We start from the raw sequence: 21,021 nt of genomic DNA, 5'->3' as shown, positions 1-21,021 counted from the left end.
AGAAGTTGTCGTGGGAAAAATTGTCGCTATTGCGAACCAAAAAGGTGGCGTTGGTAAAACTACCACGTGTGTAAATTTAGCGGCATCAATGGCTGCCACTAAACGTAAGGTATTAGTGATAGATCTTGATCCGCAGGGAAATGCGACGATGGCCAGTGGCGTCGATAAGTATCAAGTTGAAACAACTGCTTACGATTTGCTGGTTGATGAGCTTCCTTTTGAACAGGTAGTTTGTCAGGACACTTCTGGTCAGTTTGACCTCATCGCTGCTAATGGAGATGTTACGGCAGCTGAAATTAAACTCATGGAAGTGTTTGCTAGAGAAGTGCGTTTAAAACATGCACTTGCGCCAATCCGCGATAACTATGATTTCATCTTTATCGATTGTCCTCCCTCTTTGAACCTACTTACAATAAACGCAATGGCTGCTGCTGACTCTGTGTTAGTGCCAATGCAATGTGAATACTTTGCCTTAGAGGGACTGACGGCATTGATGGATACCATCAGTAAGTTGGCAGCGGTAGTCAATGAAAACCTGAAGATCGAAGGGCTACTTCGTACCATGTACGACCCTCGAAATCGTCTTGCTAACGAAGTGTCTGAACAATTGAAAAAACACTTCGGAGACAAGGTTTATCGAACCGTTATCCCTAGGAATGTACGCCTCGCAGAAGCGCCAAGTCATGGTAAACCAGCGATGTACTACGACAAGTATTCCGCCGGTGCCAAAGCTTATCTTGCCCTTGCTGGTGAGATGCTACGACGCGAAGAAGTATTGGCTTAACGCTCTTAAGGAAAATAGATTCAATGTCTAAACGTGGTTTAGGCAAAGGGCTCGACGCGCTTTTGTCGACGAGTTCTATTGCCAGAGAAAAACAACAAGTCGCAACGCAAAGCCAAAGCCTATCTACCGATGGTGATCTGGCTGAACTTTCAATCAATAGTCTGCGCCCTGGTATTTACCAGCCGCGTAAAGATATGGCTCCTGAAGCACTCGAAGAGCTCGCAGCTTCCATTCAATCGCAAGGTATTATTCAACCTATTGTGGTCAGAAGTGTTGGCCATGAGCAATTTGAAATTATTGCTGGTGAAAGACGCTGGCGAGCGGCAAGACAAGCTGGCCTGAAAATGGTGCCTTGTCTGGTGAAGAACGTTCAGGATCGTGCTGCAGTTGCGATGGCACTGATTGAGAACATTCAACGTGAAGACCTAAACGCCATTGAAGAAGCTCAGGCTCTGGAAAGGCTACAAGACGAATTTGAATTGACCCACCAGCAAGTGGCCGATGTGATTGGTAAATCACGTACTGCGGTTAGTAACTTACTGCGTTTGAATCAACTAGAGCCATCTGTGAAGAAGCTAGTTGAAGCGAAACAGATAGATATGGGTCACGCTCGCGCACTACTAGCATTGGAAGGTGAAGTTCAATGTGAGGTTGCGGACACTGTTGCTAAGAAACAGCTGACGGTTCGTCAAACCGAAGATTTAGTGAAAAAGTGCTTAAAACCGAACTCTTCAGAGAAAAAACAGTCAGAAGACCGTGATGCTAAAGAAATTTCACATCGTTTAAGTGAAATTCTGGGTGCAAAAGTGTCTCTTGTACGAAATGCAAGCGGAAAAGCAAAAGTAACGATAAGTCTTGATGAACCTCACAAATTGGAGCAACTTATTGCCAAGCTTGAGAGCTAAATGAGATAATTGATGTAGGTCAATTATTTATAAATTGAAATTTTGTGCGAAAGTTATGGTTTTGTGAACGAAATAGCACCTTTTTGGTGCTGTTTGATTGCAATAACTTTGTCGGAAAGTATAATTTTCGCGAATCTCCCAGCACAGTAGTAATTTAGGTGCATTGTGGAAAAAACTATAGGTAAGAATACATGGTAGCTGTGCTAGCTAGACCAGGACGAGAGCTTGCAAAGCGATTGTTACTGATTCAAGCCAGCGCGGTTACATTGGTAGCTGTTGGAATGGCAGTAGCTGTAAATGCTGAGTGGGGAATTTCAGCGCTCATTGGTGGTGGCAGTTTTGTTATCGCTAATGCGGTTTTTGCATTGTGTGCATTTTTGTTTAGTGGGGCTCGAGCAGCGAAAAAGGTTGCCGCGTCTTTCTACGCAGGAGTGACTCTGAAAATCCTCATTACGGTTGCTCTATTCTCGATTGCTTACATGTATATTCAGGTGGAAGTGATTCCCTTGAATCTCACTTTTTTACTGGCCGTCTTAATTAACCTTATGGCACCAGTAATATTCGTCAACAACAAAAAATAGGATGAGTTATGGCTGCGCCAGGTGAAGCGCTAACATCGGCCGGATATATCACTCACCACTTGACCAACCTTTCTTTAGGAAGTCTCGGTCTAGTGGAGGAGACGAGTTTCTGGAACGTACATATCGATAGCCTGTTTTTTTCTGTGTTTACTGGTCTGATATTCCTAGGAGTGTTTCGTTCAGTAGCTAAGAAAGCAACAGCTGGTGTGCCGGGCAAGCTGCAGTGTTTTGTTGAAATGATCGTGGAATTCGTTGACGACAACGTCAAAGAAACGTTTCATGGACGCAACGCGCTAATCGCGCCTTTAGCACTAACTATCTTCTGTTGGGTATTTTTAATGAACGTCATGGACCTTGTTCCAATTGACTTCTTACCTTACCCTGCAGAGCAGATGGGCATCCCTTATCTCAAAGTGGTTCCTTCTGCTGATGTCAATATCACCATGGCTATGGCGCTAGGTGTTTTTGCTCTGATGATTTACTACAGCATCAAAGTAAAAGGTCTAGTTGGCTTTACAAAAGAATTGACGCTACACCCATTTAACAATCCAATCATGATTCCTTTCAACATGCTGATCGAAGTCGTGTCTTTGCTTTCAAAGCCACTGTCTCTCGGTATGCGTCTGTTCGGTAACATGTTTGCGGGTGAGGTGGTCTTCATTCTTTGTGCTGCAATGCTACCATGGTATTTACAATGGATGGGCTCACTACCATGGGCGATATTCCATATTCTGGTTATTACGATTCAAGCCTTCGTGTTTATGATGCTAACGATTGTTTATCTATCAATGGCACACGAAGACAGCGATCACTAACTTTATTAACGCTTTTTATTTGGGCAAATTTAAGCCAACAACTATAAATTGGAGATAGTAATGGAAACTTTACTGAGCTTTTCTGCAATCGCCGTAGGTATCATTATCGGTATGGCAGCATTTGGTACGGCGATCGGTTTTGGTCTTCTAGGTGGTAAATTCCTTGAAGGCGCGGCTCGTCAACCTGAAATGGCTCCGATGCTTCAAGTTAAGATGTTCATCATCGCAGGTCTACTTGATGCGGTTCCTATGATCGGTGTTGTTATCGCACTGCTATTCACATTCGCGAACCCATTCGTTGGTCAGCTAGGTTAATCAGCTTTTTCTCAGACAAGTTTCGGACTTGTCACCTGATTAAACTTTAGCTCGTCAATGAACCATTAGAGGGGTAGCTGTTGTGAATATGAACGCAACTCTGCTAGGTCAAGCAATCTCATTCGCACTATTTGTGTGGTTCTGCATGAAGTATGTATGGCCACCAATCATGAATGCGATTGAAGAACGTCAGAAAAAAATTGCTGACGGTCTAGTAGCCGCTGAGCGCGCTGCTAAAGACTTGGATCTAGCACAAGCCAACGCTTCTGACCAAATGAAGGAAGCGAAGCGCACTGCAACAGAGGTCATTGAACAGGCAAACAAGCGTAAAGCACAAATTGTTGATGAAGCTCGTGAAGAAGCTTTGGCAGAACGCCAAAAGATTCTTGCTCAAGCTGAAGCAGAAATTGAAGCTGAACGTAACCGTGCCCGTGATGAGCTGCGCAAACAAGTTGCAACTCTGGCTGTAGCTGGTGCTGAGAAGATTCTTGAGCGTAGTATCGATAAGGATGCGCAAAAAGATATTCTCGACAATATTACTGCGAAACTTTAAGGCGAGGGGCGCATATGTCTGAATTGACTACAATCGCACGCCCCTATGCTAAAGCAGCATTTGACTTTGCGGTAGAAAAGCAAGCATTAGACCAATGGGTTGAAATGTTAACTTTTGCCGCTGAAATTACCAAGAATGAAGACATTGCAGACCTGTTATCAGGTTCTGTAACGGCGAAAAAAGTCGCTGATATCTTCATTGCCGTTGGTGGTGAACAGTTTGATGAATTCGGTCAAAACTTGATTAAAGTTATGGCTGAAAATGGTCGACTAGCAGCCTTGCCGTATGTGTTAGAAGAGTTTGTAGCTTTCAAAAAAGAGCTAGAAAAACAAATTGATGTTGAAGTGATTTCAGCGTCAGCTCTAAACGACGAGCAACTTGCAGCGATCAGCGACAAACTTGAGAAGCGTCTAGAACGCAAAGTTAAGCTGAATTGCAGTGTAGATGAGACCCTACTTGGTGGGGTTATTATTCGAGCCGGAGATCTTGTAATTGACAACTCAGCACGTGGTCGTTTGAACCGCCTGAGTGAAGCAATGCAGTCTTGATGGGGATTGGAGCATGCAACTTAATTCCACAGAAATTAGCGACCTAATCAAGCAGCGTATCGAATCTTTCGATGTTGTGAGTGAAGCTCGTAATGAAGGTACTATCGTATCGGTAAGCGATGGTATCATTCGCATTCACGGCCTAGCGGACGTGATGCAAGGTGAAATGATTGAATTACCGGGTGGCCGTTATGCACTAGCACTTAACCTCGAGCGTGACTCGGTTGGTGCGGTAGTAATGGGCCCATATGCTGACCTTAAGGAAGGCATGAAAGTAACAGGTACTGGTCGTATTCTTGAAGTACCAGTTGGTCCAGAATTGCTTGGTCGTGTTGTAAACACGCTAGGTGAGCCAATTGATGGTAAAGGTCCAATTGAAGCTAAACTTACGTCACCAGTTGAAGTGATTGCACCGGGTGTAATCGACCGTAAATCGGTTGATCAGCCAGTACAAACTGGTTATAAGTCAGTTGACTCAATGATCCCAATCGGTCGTGGTCAGCGTGAGCTTATCATCGGTGACCGTCAGATCGGTAAAACCGCTATGGCGATCGATGCAATCATCAACCAGAAAGACTCTGGTATCTTCTCTATCTACGTAGCGATTGGCCAGAAGGCATCTACAATCGCAAACGTTGTGCGTAAACTGGAAGAGCACGGTGCACTACAAAACACTATCGTTGTTGTAGCATCTGCATCTGAATCTGCTGCACTGCAATATCTTGCGCCATACTCTGGTTGTGCAATGGGTGAGTACTTCCGTGACCGCGGTGAAGACGCTCTGATTGTTTATGATGATCTATCTAAGCAAGCGGTAGCTTACCGTCAGATCTCTCTACTACTTAAACGTCCACCAGGCCGTGAGGCATTCCCAGGTGACGTATTCTACCTCCACTCACGTCTACTAGAGCGTGCAGCTCGTGTAAATGAAGAGTACGTAGAGCGTTTCACTAAAGGTGAAGTGAAAGGTAAGACTGGTTCTTTGACTGCTCTTCCTATCATTGAAACTCAAGCAGGTGACGTTTCGGCATTCGTACCGACAAACGTAATCTCGATTACCGATGGTCAGATCTTCCTACAAACTGAAGCCTTCAACGCGGGTGTTCGCCCAGCGGTTGACCCGGGTATCTCAGTATCTCGTGTAGGTGGTTCAGCACAGACTAAGATTATTAAGAAGCTATCTGGCGGTATCCGTACTGCACTAGCTGCTTATCGTGAACTAGCGGCATTCGCACAGTTCTCATCTGATCTAGATGAAGCAACTAAGCGTCAGCTAAGCCACGGTCAAAAAGTTACAGAACTAATGAAGCAGAAGCAATATGCTCCAATGTCTGTATTTGACCAAGCACTAGTTATCTTTGCTGTTGAGCGCGGCTACCTAGATGATGTTGAAATCAACAAGATTCTAGACTTCGAAGCAGCGCTTCTATCGTATGCTCACAGTCAATATGCTGATCTTGCAAAAGAGATCAACACTACGGGTGCTTACAACGATGATATCGAAGCTCAGCTTAAGAAACTGACTGACGATTTCAAAGCAACTCAGACTTGGTAATTGGTGGGTGACCTTTTGGTCACCACTTATGGAGAGTAACGATGGCCGGCGCAAAAGAGATACGTAATAAAATCGGTAGTGTGAAAAGCACTCAGAAAATTACGAAAGCGATGGAAATGGTAGCAGCTTCAAAAATGCGTCGTTCGCAAGATGCGCGTGAAGCTTCTCGTCCATACGCTGAAACTATGCGTAAAGTGATCGGTCATTTGGCAAACGCAAACCTAGAGTACCAACATCCGTACCTAGAAGAGCGTGAAGCCAAGCGTGTTGGTTATGTCATTATTTCTACTGACCGTGGTCTTTGTGGTGGCTTGAACATTAACTTGTTTAAAAAAGCCATTGTAGAGATGCAAGGTTGGAAAGATAAAGGTGCTGAAATCGAGTTAGCTATTATTGGCTCAAAGGCGACAGCATTCTTTAACAACAGCGGCGCAAAAGTAGCGGCACAGGTATCTGGTCTGGGTGATGAGCCAAGTCTAGAAGACCTAATCGGTACGGTAGGCGTTATGCTGAAGAAGTATGACGAAGGCGAATTGGATCGCCTGTACGTAGTGTATAACCACTTTGTGAACACTATGATTCAGGAACCAACGATCGATCAATTGCTACCTCTGCCTAAATCTGACAGTGAAGAGATGCAGCGCGAACATTCATGGGGCTACATTTATGAGCCTGAGCCAAAACCACTACTAGACGCACTATTGCTTCGTTATATCGAATCTCAAGTGTATCAAGGTGTGGTAGAGAACCTTGCTTGTGAGCAAGCGGCTCGAATGATTGCAATGAAAGCTGCAACGGACAATGCGACCAACTTGATTGATGATCTAGAGCTTGTGTACAACAAGGCGCGTCAAGCGGCTATCACACAAGAACTATCAGAAATCGTTGGCGGCGCAGCTGCGGTTTAAGCTTAGGTAAAACGAAATAGATTAGAGGATTAACGATGGCTACAGGTAAGATCGTACAGATCATCGGTGCGGTAGTCGACGTAGAGTTCCCACAGAGTGACGTACCAAGTGTATACGACGCTCTAAACGTAACGGACTCTAAAGAGCGTCTTGTTCTTGAAGTTCAACAACAGCTAGGCGGTGGCGTAGTTCGTTGTATCGTAATGGGTAGCTCTGATGGTTTACGTCGTGGCGTAACAGTAGAGAACACAGGCGCGCCAATCTCAGTACCAGTAGGTACTAAGACTCTTGGTCGTATCATGAACGTACTTGGTGATGCGATTGACGAGTGTGGTGAGATCGGTGCAGAAGAAAGCTATGCGATTCACCGTGAAGCGCCAAGCTACGAAGAGCAATCTAACGAAGTCGCTCTTCTAGAAACGGGTGTTAAAGTAATCGACTTGGTTTGTCCATTCGCTAAGGGTGGTAAAATCGGTCTATTCGGTGGTGCAGGTGTAGGTAAGACCGTTAACATGATGGAGCTTATCAACAACATCGCATTACAACACTCAGGCCTATCCGTATTTGCGGGTGTAGGTGAGCGTACTCGTGAAGGTAACGACTTCTACTTTGAGATGCAGGAAGCGGGCGTTGTAAACGTTGAGAAGCCTGAAGAATCAAAAGTAGCAATGGTTTACGGTCAGATGAACGAGCCTCCAGGTAACCGTCTACGTGTTGCTCTGACTGGTCTAACAATGGCAGAGAAGTTCCGTGACGAAGGTCGTGACGTACTGCTGTTCGTTGATAACATCTACCGTTACACACTTGCAGGTACAGAGGTATCGGCACTTCTAGGTCGTATGCCATCTGCGGTAGGTTACCAGCCAACTCTTGCAGAAGAGATGGGTGTACTACAGGAGCGTATCACGTCAACAAAAACTGGTTCTATCACGTCTGTACAGGCGGTATACGTACCAGCGGATGACTTGACTGACCCGTCTCCAGCAACAACGTTCGCGCACTTGGATGCAACGGTTGTACTTAACCGTAACATCGCTGCTATGGGTCTATACCCAGCGATTGACCCACTAGATTCAACATCTCGTATGCTTGATCCACTAGTCGTTGGTCAAGAGCACTACGAGGTAGCTCGTGGTGTGCAGCAAACACTGCAGCGTTATAAAGAGCTGAAAGACATCATCGCGATCCTAGGTATGGACGAGCTATCTGAAGAAGATAAGCAAGTTGTATCTCGTGCTCGTAAGATTGAGCGTTTCCTAACTCAGCCTTACCACGTAGCGGAAGTATTTACTGGCGACCCAGGCATCTACGTACCTCTTAAAGAGACTCTACGTGGCTTCAAAGGTCTACTAGCTGGTGACTACGATGACATTCCAGAGCAAGCGTTCATGTACTGCGGTACTATCGACGATGCTATCGAGAATGCTAAGAAGCTATAAGGCTAAATAGGAGGCGATATGGCAGCAATAACCTTTCACCTAGACGTAGTAAGCGCTGAGAAAAAGCTTTTCTCTGGTCGCGTAGAAACGTTCCAGGTGTCCGGTAGCGAAGGTGAACTTGGTATTTTCCATGGTCACACACCGCTGCTGACCGCTATCAAGCCTGGTATGGTGCGTATCGTTAAACAGCACGGCCATGAAGAGTTCATTTATGTCTCTGGTGGTATTGTTGAAGTTCAGCCAGGCACAGCGACTGTGTTGGCTGATACTGCAATTCGTGGTGAAGAACTAGACGCAGCGAAGGCGGAAGAAGCCAAGCGCAAAGCTGAGGAACATATCCAGAATCAGCATGGCGACATGGACTTCGCGCAAGCGGCCAGTGAACTGGCTAAAGCCATTGCTCAGCTTCGAGTAATCGAGCTGACAAAAAAACGTCGTTAATTCAGTTAAACTGAACTAACCGCGATGAAAAAGGCGACCTATGGGTCGCCTTTTTGCTTAATTTTTATTAGAAATTTACCCAATCCATTTAACACTATTGTCATTCATAGCTAGAATGACGTTAGCTTAATTAACGTCAATGGTTTGATAATAATGAAATTCAGTGCAGTTGTTCTTGCTGCGGGGAAAGGAACCCGCATGTATTCCAATAAGCCTAAAGTGTTGCATACACTTGCTGGCAAACCAATGGTAAAACATGTCATCGATACTTGTGAAAGCTTAGGTTCTCAGAATATCCACCTTGTTTATGGTCATGGCGGTGAAATGATGCAATCGGCTTTGCAACAAGAAAAAGTAAACTGGGTTCTACAAGCCGATCAGTTAGGGACAGGTCATGCTGTTGATCAGGCATCTCCTTATTTGGCGGATGATGAAAAAGTGCTGGTCCTCTACGGTGATGTACCTCTTATCTCCGAAGAGACTATTGAAAACCTATTAGATGCTCAGCCTACAGGTGGTATCGCTTTGCTTACTGTCGTTCTTGATAACCCTATGGGTTATGGTCGTATCGTGCGTAAGAATGGTCCTGTTGTTGCGATCGTTGAGCAAAAAGACGCCACAGAAGAACAAAAGCTGATTAAAGAGATCAATACGGGTGTGATGGTGGCAACCGGTGGAGACCTTAAACGTTGGTTGTCCGGCTTAAGCAATGATAACGCGCAAGGTGAGTATTACCTGACAGACGTGATTGCAGCTGCTCATAATGAAGGTCGTGCAGTAGAAGCCGTTCACCCGGTAAACCCTATTGAAGTTGAAGGTGTGAACGACCGTGCTCAGCTTGCTCGTCTAGAGCGTGCATTCCAATCTATGCAGGCGCAGAAATTATTAGAGCAGGGGGTTATGCTACGTGACCCTGCACGTTTTGACCTTCGTGGTCAGTTACAGTGTGGCATGGACGTAGAAATCGATACCAATGTCATCATCGAGGGTAGTGTAACTCTTGGCGATAATGTAGTTATTGGTGCAGGTTGCGTACTGAAAGACTGTGAAATCGATGATAACACACTTGTACGCCCCTATAGCGTAATCGAAGGTGCGACAGTTGGCGAGGAGTGTACTGTTGGCCCATTTACACGTTTACGCCCTGGAGCTGATTTACGTAATGATTCGCACGTTGGCAATTTCGTTGAAGTGAAGAATGCGCGTCTAGGTGAAGGTTCGAAAGCTAATCACTTAACTTACCTGGGTGATGCCGAAATTGGCCAGCGCACTAACGTTGGTGCTGGTGTTATTACTTGCAACTACGACGGTGCAAATAAGTTTAAGACAGTTATCGGCAATGACGTTTTTGTCGGTTCTGACAGTCAACTGATTGCTCCTGTGATTATCGCTGATGGGGCAACGATTGGTGCGGGCACCACATTAACCAAAGATGTAGCTGAAGGTGAGTTAGTGATTACTCGCGCAAAAGAGCGCAAAATTACAGGATGGCAGCGTCCAACCAAACAGAAGTAAACTCTTCCATTAGAAAGGGCCTCATTGAGGCCCTTTTTTGTCTCTTGATACTTATTGTTAGTGGCTTGGAATAGCAATACGCTTTTCCAGCCAGCGTACACCTTGTGAGACCAATAGTATTAATACTAAGTACTCGAGTACCAAAAACGTATAGATTTCTAAAGGTAAGTACTCATTTACAACCAGCTCATTGGCGCGTCTAGTTAGGTCACTTAGCCCGATAACGCTTACTAAGGATGACATTTTGAGGATATAGACAAACTGGTTACCGAGTGGTGGCAGTATCTGACGAAAGGCCTGCGGTAAGATAACCAGTCGCATCTTCTGCCAATAATTGAGGCCGAGTGACTCAGCAGCTTCATGCTGACCCCGAGTCACTGCCTGAATACCGCCACGGAACACTTCTGCCATAAAGGCACTTTCCGCGATAGTAAGTGCTATCACTCCTGCCCAAAAATGGTTGAGAGAAATGTCTAATAACGTGGGCATGCCGTAGTACACCCAAAGTAACAAAACTAGAACCGGGATGGAGCGAATCACTTCGACATAAACTCGATTAATAGCGCGCAGCCAAGGCTTCTCTGACAAGGCTGGAAAGGCAACAAGCAGGCCTATAAGCATGGCAAACACCATACTTAGCAAGGAGACATAGATAGTGTCCTTGAAGCCCGCTAGTAGGAAAGCGAGGTTAGTTTTTCCTTGTTCAGTAGAGGGATCAAGCACATACCAACCCCATTCATACTCAGAACAGCCACTTAATAGTGGTAGGCACAAAACAACAGCAAGTAATCGATAGCTCACAATCGTCCCTAATTATTCCTGAAAAATCCATCTGTTACTGCTATGTTATCAAGGATGTACCACTAATGTTTAATAATTTTAGGGACTATTCAATGAAGAAGTGGATTCTGGGTTTTATTATTACTTTTCTTTCTATCGGTCAGGTAGCGGCTGAAACCAGTCGTCTGCAGAAGATCTTAGATTCAGGTGTATTGCGTGTGGGTACAACGGGTGACTGGAACCCGATGACCATGAAAGATCCTGCGACCAATTCGTATCGTGGTTTCGATATTGATGTGACGACAGAACTTGCAAAAGATCTTGGTGTTAAAGTGGAGTATGTGGCAACGGATTGGAAAACGTTAGTAAACGGTATTACTGCCAACAAATACGATATGACGGGTAGTGCGTCGCTTAACATGTCTCGTGCTAAAGTGGCGGGATACAGCCAGCCTTATTTCTATCTGGCATTTGTCCCCGTAGTTCAAAAGAAAGATTTAGAGAAATTCTCTGATTGGGCTGATTTTAACAAACCTGATGTCAAAGTGGCTGCCACACTTGGTACTGTACAAGAGAAAATGGTGAAAGACTTTTTTCCTGATGCTGAGCACATCGTGATTGAAGCTCCTGCTCGTGACTTCCAAGAATTACTCGCGCGTCGTGCCGATGTGTCAGTGACGTCAAATGTGGAAGCGGCAACGTTAGTAACCAAGTTCAAGCAACTTGCCATTGTACCTGTTAAGGAACCTCGCAAGCCGACACCGATTTCGATGCTGTTACCACAAAGTGACCAAGTTTGGATTAACTATGTGAATCATTGGGTAGAGCTGAAAAAAACGCAGGGTTTCTTTGAAGAAACTGCGAAAAAGTGGGGGCTGAAAAGTCTTTAATATTAGAAAAATGGGTGACTTGGTCACCCATTTTTGATTACTCGTCGCTCACTACTCGTGAGTTATCCGGTATTGTCAGTTCTTCGGTTAGTGCTGGTGTTGCGATCAGGTAACCGACCCACATTAATGCTAAACAACCAAGAATTACATAGCCTACCGCTGATTGAGCGACAACGGCAAATGCTGCAACTAGCGCACTGGCTAAACTACTAATACCAATCTGTAAGCTATTTTGTAGACCTGCCGCAGTTGCTGAACAATGTGGTGCGCTTGATAGTGCACGGTTAACAACAATTGGATACAGTGCCCCATTAGCGACTGCAAGTAAGCAGAATGGCGCTAGAATTGGCCATACGCTGGTTAGCTCCCACTGACACGCAGCAAATACTAACAGTATAGCGACCGTCTCCAGTCCTAGTAGCTGTTTCAGTACCGCGTCATCACCTAATTTAGCCACCAATTTCTTGCCCATATAGCCACCGAGCATAAATGCGATGGTTTGTGGAATGAAGCTCAAACCAATGTCTTTTGCCGAATAGCCCAGCTGGCTCATAATCTCTGGCATACCAGTTAGGTAGGCGAAGAACGCTGCAGAAGCGACTGAGAACAACATCACGTTGCCCACATACTCACGTGACCCCAATAGACTCTTAAGATCAGCACCAACAGATGATTGTTTATGCTCTGCTTTTTTATGATCTTTCATCGATAAGGTGATCATGGCTAGTAGAGCGCCAGTGATCGCCAGTACGACAAAGATACTATGCCATCCCCATAATTCAGTTAATAACACGCCAAGTTGAGGCGCTAGTGCCGGAGACAGGGCGACGAGAGGCATAATAGTGGCAAATATCTGCTGGCTTGTTTTTTTATCGAATTTGTCGATCACCATAGACTGCCAAATCACAGCTGGCGCACAGACACCAATAGCTTGTAGCATGCGCAGTGCCAGCAGGTGCCATACTTCTTGGCTCCAAGCTAAGCCTACCGAGGCAATCGTAAAGATAACGAGTCCTGCAAATAGGGTTTTACGGTGTCCAAAACGGTCACTGGCTAGTCCCCATAGGAACTGACCCAGCCCCATACCGACTAAAAAGACCGTCAATGACAGAGCAATCTGTTCTGGTCCAGTCGCAAAATCTTGCTCAATGAGTTTAAACGCAGGCAAATACATATCGGTAGCTATGAAGCCCAACATGGATAAGGTCGCAAGATAGATGAGTTGTAGTTTAGTTATTTTCATTGTTATTCCTTGAAATATTTTCACAGGAATGAATTGGCGCCAGCTCATACTGCTGATGGTGTGTATTCTATTTTTGGATCTTAGAAAAATAAAACGCTATATTTTGTAGTTATCTATCAAAAAATTTGAAAGCTAAAGTATGTATTCTCGCTCATCATTAGAAATGCTAGATGTGGTTGCTCGATTAGGAAGCTTTAGCGCTGCCGCTGAGGTATTGCATAAAGTGCCTTCTGCGATTAGCTACAGTGTGCGACAGATTGAACAAGAACTCGGGGTAAAACTGTTTACTCGGCTACCAAGAAAGGTTGAGTTAACCTCGGCCGGTGAAGTCTTCATGGTGGAAGCTCGGCAAATGCTGCGCAAAATGGATGAACTTACTCACCAGACACGACGTACAGCTCTAGGGTGGCAAAGTAGCTTAAAGCTGACCTTAGATAATGTGGTTAGAGTAGATAAGCTGTCTGACCTGATTGAAGATTTCTATCAAGAGTTTGAGTTTGCTGAGCTGCAGATCAATATGGAGGTCTATAACGGCTCTTGGGAAGCTATTTCCCAGCAACGAGCGGACATTGTGATTGGCGCGACGAGTGCGATTCCTGTCAGTGGTGAATACGGCGTTAAGAAAATAGGCAGCCTAGACTGGGCTTTGGTTATGTCGCCCTCGCATCCATGTGCTCATCAGGCGCAATTGGATGAAGATTTTGTCAGTCAATTTACCGCCATTTGTATTGATGACACGTCGCGAGTATTACCTAAGCGTCACAATGAGCACTACCCGCAACAGCGGCGGTTATTGCTACCTAATTGGTTTACTGCCATCGAGTGTTTGAAAAAGAACGTAGGCATTGGTTACATGCCAAGGCACATTGCTCAGCCACTTATCGACTACGGCATGCTGGTGGAGCGAACTCTCGAAGATGCTCAAGCGCCAAGTGAGTGTTGCTTGGTGTGGAGAAAGCACGATAATCATAATCTATTGGATTGGATGGTAGAGTACTTAGGGGATGAAGCTCAGCTGTATCGCGATTGGTTGAAATAAAAATGGGAAGCAGCCACTTCCCATTTTCTGATTAAGATAAAAAGAACTTATAAGATGGATTATCGGTCTCGTCTTTGCACTGGTAGCCCAGTTCTCTCAGATGAGCCGAGAACTCATTCAAATCACTGTCTTCTAATTCAAAACCACATAAAACTCGACCGTAATCTGCGCCTTGGTTACGATAATTGAATAAGCTGATATTCCAATGCGTCCCTAACGTGCTTAAGAACTTAAGTAGCGCTCCTGGATACTCTGGGAATTCAAAACTATATAGGCGTTCTTTAAGCTGTTTTGACGGTCTGCCACCAATCATATAGCGAATGTGCAGTTTTGCCATTTCATCGTCAGAGAGGTCAACCACAGGGTAGCCACTCGCTCTGAGATCACTAATGATGCCATCCAATTCTTCTTGACCACCTACGAGACGCACACCGACGAAAATGTTGGCCAATTTGTCATCGTTGTATCGGTAGTTAAACTCAGTAACCGCTCGGCCACCAATAATATTGCAGAACTCGAAGAAGGCGCCTTGGCGCTCTGGAATGGTCACCGCTAGTATACCCTCACGTTTTTCACCGAGTTCACAACGTTCAGAGACATAACGTAAGCCATGGAAATTGGTATTAGCACCCGAAAGCACTGTGCCTAGATGCTTACCTTGCAAGTGATTTTGCTCAGCAAACTTTTTCAGACCAGCAAGTGCCAGTGCACCTGATGGCTCGGCAATAGCGCGAGTATCTTCAAAGATGTCTTTCACTGCGGCACAGATTTCATCGCTAGAAACCGTAATGTGGCCATCAATATATTTCTGGCACAGTCGGAAGGTTTCATTACCAATGATTTTAACCGCAACACCGTCTGCAAACATACTGACCTGATCGAGTACTACAGGTTCTCCAGCATCCATCGCAGCTTTAAGACAGGCAGAATCTTCCGGTTCAACAGCAATGACTTTTATCTCAGGCATCAGTTGTTTGACCAAGACCGCAACACCCGCAGCTAGACCACCACCGCCAACAGGAACGAAAATATAGTCGAGGTGACCATTTTGCTGCAGCATTTCCATACCAATGGTGCCTTGCCCCGCAATCACCAATGGATGATCGAAAGGCGGCACAAAGGTGTAGCCATGTTCTTCTGACAGACGCTGTGCTTCGGCTTTGGCTTCATCAAAATTACTGCCATGCAGAACGACGTTACCACCAAAGCCACGAACCGCTTCAACCTTGATATCAGGGGTGGTTTTAGGCATCACAATGGTGGTATTGATGCCCAGTTTCGTGCCAGATAGTGCCATGCCTTGAGCATGGTTACCCGCTGAGGCGGCAATCACACCTGCACGTTTTTGCTCATCAGTTAGATTAGCCACCATGTTGTAGGCGCCGCGCAACTTGAACGAGTGCACAGGCTGGCGATCTTCACGCTTGATTTGAACCTGGTTGCCGATGCGTGCTGCCAATCTTGGCATTTCTTGAAGTGGCGTTACGGTCGCCACTTCATAAACTGGTGCTCTGAGTATCTGGCGCAGATAATCTGCGCCAGACTCAGGATGATTATCTGCTGCACTCATTGTTGTTAGCCCTCGAGTTTCGACTTATCGCGCACCGCACCTTTGTCTGCACTGGTTGCAAGGTTAGCGTAAGCTTTAAGTGCTAAAGAGACCGTACGTTCGCGATCAGCAGGTTTCCAGCCCAACTGGTCTTGCTCTGCGCGTCGAGTAGCAAGCTCAGATTCAGCGACATCCAATGTGATGCTGCGTGACGGGATATCAATGCTAATAGTGTCGCCGTCTTTGACAAGTCCAATAGTACCGCCATTTGCCGCTTCCGGAGAGGCGTGACCGATAGATAGGCCAGAAGTACCGCCAGAGAATCGACCGTCAGTAAGAAGTGCACACTCTTTACCAAGGCCCATCGATTTTAGGTATGTGGTTGGGTACAACATTTCTTGCATACCCGGACCGCCTTTTGGTCCTTCGTAGCGAATAACCACAACATCGCCTGCTTTTACTTTACCACCCAAAATGCCATCAACCGCATCTTCTTGGCTTTCAAAAACAACAGCAGGGCCTTGGAATACTAGGCTGCCTTCATCTACACCAGCTGTTTTAACAATACAGCCATCTAGAGCAATATTACCTTTCAGCACTGCGAGACCACCATCTTGGCTATAGGCGTTGTCTTTTGTGCGAATACAGCCATTCTCACGATCATCATCTAAGGTATCCCAGCGACAATCTTGAGAGAACGCTTGAGTGGTGCGAATACCAGCAGGACCTGCGCGATAGAACGACTTAATTTCCTCGGAATCCGTCAACATGATGTCGTATTGATTGAGTTGTTCTTCCATCGTAAGGCCAAGAACAGTCTTAGTCTGGCTATTAAGCAAGCCTGCACGATTTAGTTCACCCAGAATGCCGATAACCCCACCAGCACGGTGTACATCTTCCATGTGATACTTAGGTGTGGAAGGTGCCACTTTACACAGGTTAGGGACGCGGCGAGACATTTGGTCGATATCTTCCATATCGAAATCCACTTCACCTTCTTGAGCGGCTGCTAATAGGTGAAGCACCGTATTGGTTGAGCCCCCCATAGCGATATCAAGCGCCATCGCGTTCTCAAAAGCATCTTTGGTGGCGATGTTGCGTGGAAGGGCAGTCGCGTCATCTTGCTCGTAGTAGCGCTTAGTTAGGTCAACGATACGTTTACCAGCATTTTTGAACAGCACCTCACGGTCTGCGTGAGTTGCAAGTAGTGAGCCATTACCTGGTTGAGAGAGACCTAAAGCCTCTGTTAGACAGTTCATCGAGTTGGCAGTGAACATGCCTGAGCAAGAACCACAAGTTGGACATGCTGAACGTTCAACTTGCTCGCTTTGTTCATCAGAAACCGTAGGATCGGCACCTTGGATCATGGCATCAACCAGATCGAGTTTGATGATCTGATCAGAAAGCTTTGTTTTACCAGCCTCCATTGGGCCGCCAGAAACGAAGATCACTGGAATGTTCAGGCGCATTGAAGCCATCAGCATTCCCGGAGTGATCTTATCGCAGTTGGAGATACATACCATGGCGTCTGCACAGTGAGCATTGACCATATACTCTACAGAGTCGGCAATGAGCTCACGTGAAGGCAGTGAGTACAACATTCCGCCGTGACCCATTGCGATGCCATCATCAACAGCAATGGTATTGAATTCTTTGGCAATACCGCCCGCTTCTTCAATTTCTTTGGCGACTAGTTGGCCAAGGTCTTTAAGGTGAACGTGTCCCGGTACAAATTGAGTAAACGAGTTTACAACAGCAATAATTGGCTTACCGAAATCTTCTTCTTTGACTCCAGTTGCACGCCAAAGTGCACGAGCACCAGCCATGTTGCGACCATGAGTTGTGGTGGCTGATCTGTATTTAGGCATTGTACTTCTTCCTTATTTTGCTGATGCTGGTTTCTGTTCTGGGTATACGTAATCTAGCCAGCCCCACTTATCTTCAGTGGTGCCATTGAATAGGCCAAAATACGCATCTTGCATAACTTTGGTAATTGGACCGCGTTTACCTGTACCAACATCGATTTTATCAATGCTGCGTACCGGAACGATTTCAGCAGCGGTACCGGTCATAAATACTTCGTCTGCTAGGTAAAGTGCTTCACGAGCAATGTTAGCTTCACGAACGTCGTAGCCCATATCTTTCGCAATCGTCATTATTGAGTCGCGAGTGATACCTGGTAGGATCGCGCTGGTTGCTGGTGGTGTCGTGATGACGCCATCTTTGACTACGAAAATGTTCTCACCAGCGCCTTCTGATAGATAACCATCGACACTGAGAGCAATACCTTCGTCATAACCGTGACGACGTGCTTCACCGCCAACAAGCAATGAAGAAAGATAGTTACCACCAGCTTTTGCTGCAGTTGGAATGGTATTTGGCGCGGCGCGGTTCCAACTTGATATCATTGCGTCTACACCGTTTGCTAGTGCTTCTTCACCTAGGTAAGAACCCCAAGGGAAAGCAGCAATGATGAGCTCCATTTGCGTGCCTTCTGGAGGGCAAACACCTAGACCAACGTTACCGACAAAACCTAATGGACGAATATAAGCGGATTCAAGCTTATTTTGGCGTAGTGTCTCACGGGTTGCTTCCATGATTTCTTCCTCTGTGTAAGGAATTGGGAAGCGATAAATCTTAGCGGAATCTTTAAGGCGCTTGGCGTGCTCAGGGTGACGGAAAACCACAGGGCCGTTAGGTGTGTTATAACAACGAACCCCTTCAAAAACAGAAGTACCATAATGCATTGCGTGAGTTAAGACGTGAACGTTCGCCTCAGCCCATGGAACCATCTCACCATTAAACCAAATAAAATCTGCTGTACTTTTAGCCATTTAGCATTCCTTCCTTATGCACTTTGTTCTTGTAGGTTGTGATTGGTCAGTTCGTTGTGTTTAAGCTCTGTCACCTCGATGGTACGAATATCCCAAAGCTTCTCAATCTGATTGATCAAGGTCGTGATAGGGCGATCGCTATCAACAATGATCTCAACACTGGCAATCTTACTTTCATGGTTTTGTGTTGCAGCCACTTGTTTAATGATAAAGCCACGGTGGCGAATAACGCGTAATACGCGCTCTAGCAAGACAGGTTTGTCATCGGCTTTGATGTCTAATAAGTATCTGTCCATTAGGTATTCTCCAACATGTCACTATTTGAGGCACCTGGCGGAACCAAAGGCCATACATTTTCTTCTTCATCTATTAACACGTGAAGCATGTACGAGGTCTTGCTCTCTAGCATTTCTTTGAGAGCAGGCTCAACTTCTTCTTTACGAGTAATGGTTTTACCTGGGATATCGAATGCTTTAGCAAGCATGACAAAGTCAGGGTTATCATCCAAAATCGTTTCGCTGTGTCGACCATCAAAAAACAGTGATTGCCACTGTCTAACCATACCAAGACGTTGGTTATTTAACAGCACAATTTTGACGGGTATTTGACGGCGCTTCAGTGTGCCTAGTTCTTGAACATTCATCATGAATGAACCGTCACCAGTAATTAGAATTGATTGGTCGTCAGGGCGACCAACTGCTGCTCCCATTGCTGCTGGAAGACCAAAGCCCATAGTGCCGAGACCAGCCGAAGTAATAAAATTCTCAGGCAATCTAGGCTGGATATGTTGTGCTGCCCACATCTGGTGTTGGCCAACGTCCGTTGAGATAATTGAAGACTCAGGCATCATGTCTGATAGCTGTTTAAGGAGCAGTGGAGCAAAAATTAAATCTCCAGGATGGTCATAGCGCCATTTAAAACCACTGCGTAAGCTCTCGCTGTGATGTACCCAAGGAGCAATATCTTTTGACAGTTCAAGCTGTGGCAAGATGACGTTTATGTCACCACGTAATGCAGCATGAGCTTGTCTGAGCTTGTTAAATTCCGCAGCATCAATATCGATATGAATCACTTTTGCATGAGGAGCAAAGGTATCCAGTTTTCCGGTCACGCGGTCATCAAAACGAGCACCAACCACGATTAAAAGGTCACATTCTTGAACGACTAAGTTTGCGGCCTTGGTACCGTGCATGCCCAACATTCCCAAGTAGTGTGGGTCATGTCTCTCAATAGTACCTAAGCCTTTTAGTGTGCTGACACTTGGCATAGGGTTGAGGCGTAAAAACTCACGTACAGACTCTGTGGCATCGGCAAGTTGCACACCACCACCTACATACAAAACTGGGCGAGAGCTTTGATCAAGCAGTTGCTGTGCTAACTGGACTTGCTCTGACGAAGCAACAGGGATCGCTGGTGGCGTAAACGGGGGAAGGACATCAACCGGAGCATTAGCAAGTTGGACATCTTTAGCAATATCGACAATAACAGGGCCAGGTCTGCCTGTTTTAGCAACTTCAAATGCCTCGGCAAGAGTTGGAGCTAACTCTTCAATATCCGTGACCAGATAGCTATGTTTCGTGCATGAGAGAGACATACCAATCACATCCATTTCTTGGAATGCATCAGTACCGATATGGGAGCTGGCAACTTGACCAGTGATAGCTACGAGAGGGATCGAATCGAGAAAAGCGTCGGCGAGGCCGGTTACGAGATTGGTGGCGCCGGGGCCGGAGGTGGCCATACAAACAGCAACGTCTTTGGTGGCTCTTGCCAGTCCGATGGCTGCCATTGCAGCGCCTTGTTCGTGTCGGCAGAGGATATGTTCTACACCACCATCATACAGAGCATCGTAGATTGGCATGATGGCTCCACCAGGATAGCCAAATACCGTTTCAATGCCTTGCTGTCTCAATGCGGCTACAACTAATTCAGCACCTGTCATTATAGCCTCCTTGGGTGTCACGCTTGCTGTCGTGACTGTTTGTCGTTCGATTGCACATTGTGTGCTCCATTTCTTCCTGTCATATCCACCGAGAGGGTTTCTATGAGTGATCACTATCAAATTTATATTTTGAGTTTGTAAAAAAACCCCCGGACTTTTCAGTGCGGGGGTTTTTTGAATCTCGTGGTTATTTTCCGCCCACATGCCCCCGTGCGGTACCAATCAGGACCACAATAATCAGGCTAATCAGAGTGTGAGAGTGAGCGTTAAAAGTCATTATCTTGTTTCTAAATCGTTGTGTTGTTTCTAACGAAAATGTTTGCGTCACTAGTGGTATCACAAATTTCTGTTACCTGACAAGCAAAAAATCATACTTTTTTCACAT

21 protein-coding genes are annotated in these 21,021 nt (G+C 45.7%); 14 read left to right on the top strand and 7 right to left on the bottom strand.

Annotated elements, in window-relative coordinates; translation table 11 throughout:
- The first annotated feature begins 10 nt into the window (after positions 1-10).
- From HOP38_RS16310 to glmU, 12 genes are all read left to right on the top strand, one after another.
- On the top strand, positions 11-784 hold the full coding sequence (locus tag HOP38_RS16310; protein WP_038224165.1) for a ParA family protein: 774 nt from the start codon (positions 11-13) through the stop codon (positions 782-784).
- Positions 785-807: 23 nt separating this feature from the next.
- Positions 808-1,689, top strand: coding sequence for a ParB/RepB/Spo0J family partition protein (locus tag HOP38_RS16305; protein WP_006073071.1), 882 nt, complete (start codon positions 808-810; stop codon positions 1,687-1,689).
- Between the two features lie 191 nt (positions 1,690-1,880).
- Positions 1,881-2,270: a F0F1 ATP synthase subunit I gene (locus HOP38_RS16300; RefSeq protein WP_006073069.1), complete on the top strand. Its 390-nt coding sequence runs from the start codon at positions 1,881-1,883 to the stop codon at positions 2,268-2,270.
- 8 nt (positions 2,271-2,278) lie between these two features.
- Entirely contained in the window at positions 2,279-3,085 is an 807-nt protein-coding gene (atpB, locus tag HOP38_RS16295) for a F0F1 ATP synthase subunit A (RefSeq protein ID WP_006073067.1), read from the top strand.
- A 60-nt stretch (positions 3,086-3,145) separates the two neighbouring features.
- Positions 3,146-3,400 (top strand): F0F1 ATP synthase subunit C, encoded by a 255-nt coding sequence (gene atpE / locus HOP38_RS16290; RefSeq protein WP_006073065.1) that lies wholly within the window; start codon positions 3,146-3,148, stop codon positions 3,398-3,400.
- Between the two features lie 82 nt (positions 3,401-3,482).
- Positions 3,483-3,953, top strand: coding sequence for a F0F1 ATP synthase subunit B (gene atpF, locus HOP38_RS16285; protein WP_006073063.1), 471 nt, complete (start codon positions 3,483-3,485; stop codon positions 3,951-3,953).
- A 14-nt stretch (positions 3,954-3,967) separates the two neighbouring features.
- A complete protein-coding gene (gene atpH, locus HOP38_RS16280) occupies positions 3,968-4,501 on the top strand; it encodes a F0F1 ATP synthase subunit delta (protein ID WP_031493873.1) in 534 nt (177 codons plus the stop codon).
- A 13-nt stretch (positions 4,502-4,514) separates the two neighbouring features.
- A complete protein-coding gene (atpA, locus tag HOP38_RS16275; RefSeq protein WP_198558510.1) occupies positions 4,515-6,056 on the top strand; it encodes a F0F1 ATP synthase subunit alpha in 1,542 nt (513 codons plus the stop codon).
- A gap of 41 nt (positions 6,057-6,097) precedes the next feature.
- A complete protein-coding gene (gene atpG / locus HOP38_RS16270) occupies positions 6,098-6,964 on the top strand; it encodes a F0F1 ATP synthase subunit gamma (RefSeq protein WP_006073057.1) in 867 nt (288 codons plus the stop codon).
- 35 nt (positions 6,965-6,999) lie between these two features.
- Positions 7,000-8,403, top strand: a complete 1,404-nt coding sequence (gene atpD, locus HOP38_RS16265) for a F0F1 ATP synthase subunit beta (RefSeq protein WP_006073055.1) — start codon at positions 7,000-7,002, stop codon at positions 8,401-8,403.
- An 18-nt stretch (positions 8,404-8,421) separates the two neighbouring features.
- Positions 8,422-8,844: a F0F1 ATP synthase subunit epsilon gene (locus HOP38_RS16260; RefSeq protein ID WP_006073053.1), complete on the top strand. Its 423-nt coding sequence runs from the start codon at positions 8,422-8,424 to the stop codon at positions 8,842-8,844.
- A gap of 153 nt (positions 8,845-8,997) precedes the next feature.
- Entirely contained in the window at positions 8,998-10,359 is a 1,362-nt protein-coding gene (gene glmU, locus HOP38_RS16255; protein ID WP_038222699.1) for a bifunctional UDP-N-acetylglucosamine diphosphorylase/glucosamine-1-phosphate N-acetyltransferase GlmU, read from the top strand.
- 57 nt (positions 10,360-10,416) lie between these two features.
- Here glmU and HOP38_RS16250 read toward each other — a convergent pair whose 3' ends face one another.
- Positions 10,417-11,160 (bottom strand): amino acid ABC transporter permease, encoded by a 744-nt coding sequence (locus HOP38_RS16250; protein WP_198558509.1) that lies wholly within the window; start codon positions 11,158-11,160, stop codon positions 10,417-10,419.
- A 92-nt stretch (positions 11,161-11,252) separates the two neighbouring features.
- Between HOP38_RS16250 and HOP38_RS16245 the strand changes: the two genes are divergently transcribed.
- Positions 11,253-12,029, top strand: a complete 777-nt coding sequence (locus HOP38_RS16245; RefSeq protein WP_063604567.1) for a transporter substrate-binding domain-containing protein — start codon at positions 11,253-11,255, stop codon at positions 12,027-12,029.
- A 37-nt stretch (positions 12,030-12,066) separates the two neighbouring features.
- On the opposite strand, the gene punC is transcribed toward HOP38_RS16245, so the two are convergent.
- Positions 12,067-13,320, bottom strand: a complete 1,254-nt coding sequence (gene punC, locus HOP38_RS16240; RefSeq protein ID WP_198558508.1) for a purine nucleoside transporter PunC — start codon at positions 13,318-13,320, stop codon at positions 12,067-12,069.
- A gap of 91 nt (positions 13,321-13,411) precedes the next feature.
- Between punC and punR the strand changes: the two genes are divergently transcribed.
- Positions 13,412-14,311: a DNA-binding transcriptional activator PunR gene (gene punR / locus HOP38_RS16235; protein ID WP_088876462.1), complete on the top strand. Its 900-nt coding sequence runs from the start codon at positions 13,412-13,414 to the stop codon at positions 14,309-14,311.
- 31 nt (positions 14,312-14,342) lie between these two features.
- Here the strand turns inward: punR and ilvA are convergent, their stop codons facing one another.
- Genes ilvA through ilvG form a run of 5 tightly spaced genes read right to left on the bottom strand, consistent with a single transcriptional unit; the run spans position 14,343 to position 20,636 of the window.
- Positions 14,343-15,881, bottom strand: coding sequence for a threonine ammonia-lyase, biosynthetic (gene ilvA / locus HOP38_RS16230; protein ID WP_006073044.1), 1,539 nt, complete (start codon positions 15,879-15,881; stop codon positions 14,343-14,345).
- A gap of 5 nt (positions 15,882-15,886) precedes the next feature.
- A complete protein-coding gene (gene ilvD, locus HOP38_RS16225; RefSeq protein ID WP_198558507.1) occupies positions 15,887-17,728 on the bottom strand; it encodes a dihydroxy-acid dehydratase in 1,842 nt (613 codons plus the stop codon).
- A gap of 12 nt (positions 17,729-17,740) precedes the next feature.
- A complete protein-coding gene (locus HOP38_RS16220; RefSeq protein ID WP_006073040.1) occupies positions 17,741-18,694 on the bottom strand; it encodes a branched-chain amino acid transaminase in 954 nt (317 codons plus the stop codon).
- 14 nt (positions 18,695-18,708) lie between these two features.
- The gene (ilvM, locus tag HOP38_RS16215) at positions 18,709-18,990 is read right to left on the bottom strand and encodes an acetolactate synthase 2 small subunit (RefSeq protein WP_006073039.1); all 282 of its coding nucleotides are present in this window, start codon (positions 18,988-18,990) and stop codon (positions 18,709-18,711) included.
- On the bottom strand, positions 18,990-20,636 hold the full coding sequence (gene ilvG, locus HOP38_RS16210) for an acetolactate synthase 2 catalytic subunit (RefSeq protein WP_038224147.1): 1,647 nt from the start codon (positions 20,634-20,636) through the stop codon (positions 18,990-18,992). The genes ilvM and ilvG overlap by 1 nt, the downstream gene beginning before the upstream one ends.
- Positions 20,637-21,021: the final 385 nt, after the last annotated feature.

Source organism: Vibrio mediterranei (assembly GCF_013364395.1).
GTDB classification, from domain to species: Bacteria; Pseudomonadota; Gammaproteobacteria; order Enterobacterales; family Vibrionaceae; genus Vibrio; species Vibrio mediterranei.
Note: the sequence above shows the minus strand (reverse complement) of the source record. Positions and strands in the feature narration are given on the sequence as shown.

What these genes read in the sequence shown, in the direction of transcription:
- HOP38_RS16305 (WP_006073071.1), top strand. Translation starts at nt 808, where the DNA reads ATGTCTAAACGTGGTTTAGGCAAAGGGCTCGACGCGCTTTTGTCGACG.
- HOP38_RS16300 (WP_006073069.1), top strand. Translation starts at nt 1,881, where the DNA reads ATGGTAGCTGTGCTAGCTAGACCAGGACGAGAGCTTGCAAAGCGATTG.
- atpB (WP_006073067.1), top strand. Translation starts at nt 2,279, where the DNA reads ATGGCTGCGCCAGGTGAAGCGCTAACATCGGCCGGATATATCACTCAC.
- atpE (WP_006073065.1), top strand. Translation starts at nt 3,146, where the DNA reads ATGGAAACTTTACTGAGCTTTTCTGCAATCGCCGTAGGTATCATTATC.
- atpH (WP_031493873.1), top strand. Translation starts at nt 3,968, where the DNA reads ATGTCTGAATTGACTACAATCGCACGCCCCTATGCTAAAGCAGCATTT.
- atpA (WP_198558510.1), top strand. Translation starts at nt 4,515, where the DNA reads ATGCAACTTAATTCCACAGAAATTAGCGACCTAATCAAGCAGCGTATC.
- atpG (WP_006073057.1), top strand. Translation starts at nt 6,098, where the DNA reads ATGGCCGGCGCAAAAGAGATACGTAATAAAATCGGTAGTGTGAAAAGC.
- atpD (WP_006073055.1), top strand. Translation starts at nt 7,000, where the DNA reads ATGGCTACAGGTAAGATCGTACAGATCATCGGTGCGGTAGTCGACGTA.
- HOP38_RS16260 (WP_006073053.1), top strand. Translation starts at nt 8,422, where the DNA reads ATGGCAGCAATAACCTTTCACCTAGACGTAGTAAGCGCTGAGAAAAAG.
- glmU (WP_038222699.1), top strand. Translation starts at nt 8,998, where the DNA reads ATGAAATTCAGTGCAGTTGTTCTTGCTGCGGGGAAAGGAACCCGCATG.
- HOP38_RS16245 (WP_063604567.1), top strand. Translation starts at nt 11,253, where the DNA reads ATGAAGAAGTGGATTCTGGGTTTTATTATTACTTTTCTTTCTATCGGT.
- punC (WP_198558508.1), bottom strand. Translation starts at nt 13,320, where the DNA reads ATGAGCTGGCGCCAATTCATTCCTGTGAAAATATTTCAAGGAATAACA.
- punR (WP_088876462.1), top strand. Translation starts at nt 13,412, where the DNA reads ATGTATTCTCGCTCATCATTAGAAATGCTAGATGTGGTTGCTCGATTA.
- ilvA (WP_006073044.1), bottom strand. Translation starts at nt 15,881, where the DNA reads ATGAGTGCAGCAGATAATCATCCTGAGTCTGGCGCAGATTATCTGCGC.
- ilvD (WP_198558507.1), bottom strand. Translation starts at nt 17,728, where the DNA reads ATGCCTAAATACAGATCAGCCACCACAACTCATGGTCGCAACATGGCT.
- HOP38_RS16220 (WP_006073040.1), bottom strand. Translation starts at nt 18,694, where the DNA reads ATGGCTAAAAGTACAGCAGATTTTATTTGGTTTAATGGTGAGATGGTT.
- ilvM (WP_006073039.1), bottom strand. Translation starts at nt 18,990, where the DNA reads ATGGACAGATACTTATTAGACATCAAAGCCGATGACAAACCTGTCTTG.
- ilvG (WP_038224147.1), bottom strand. Translation starts at nt 20,636, where the DNA reads ATGACAGGTGCTGAATTAGTTGTAGCCGCATTGAGACAGCAAGGCATT.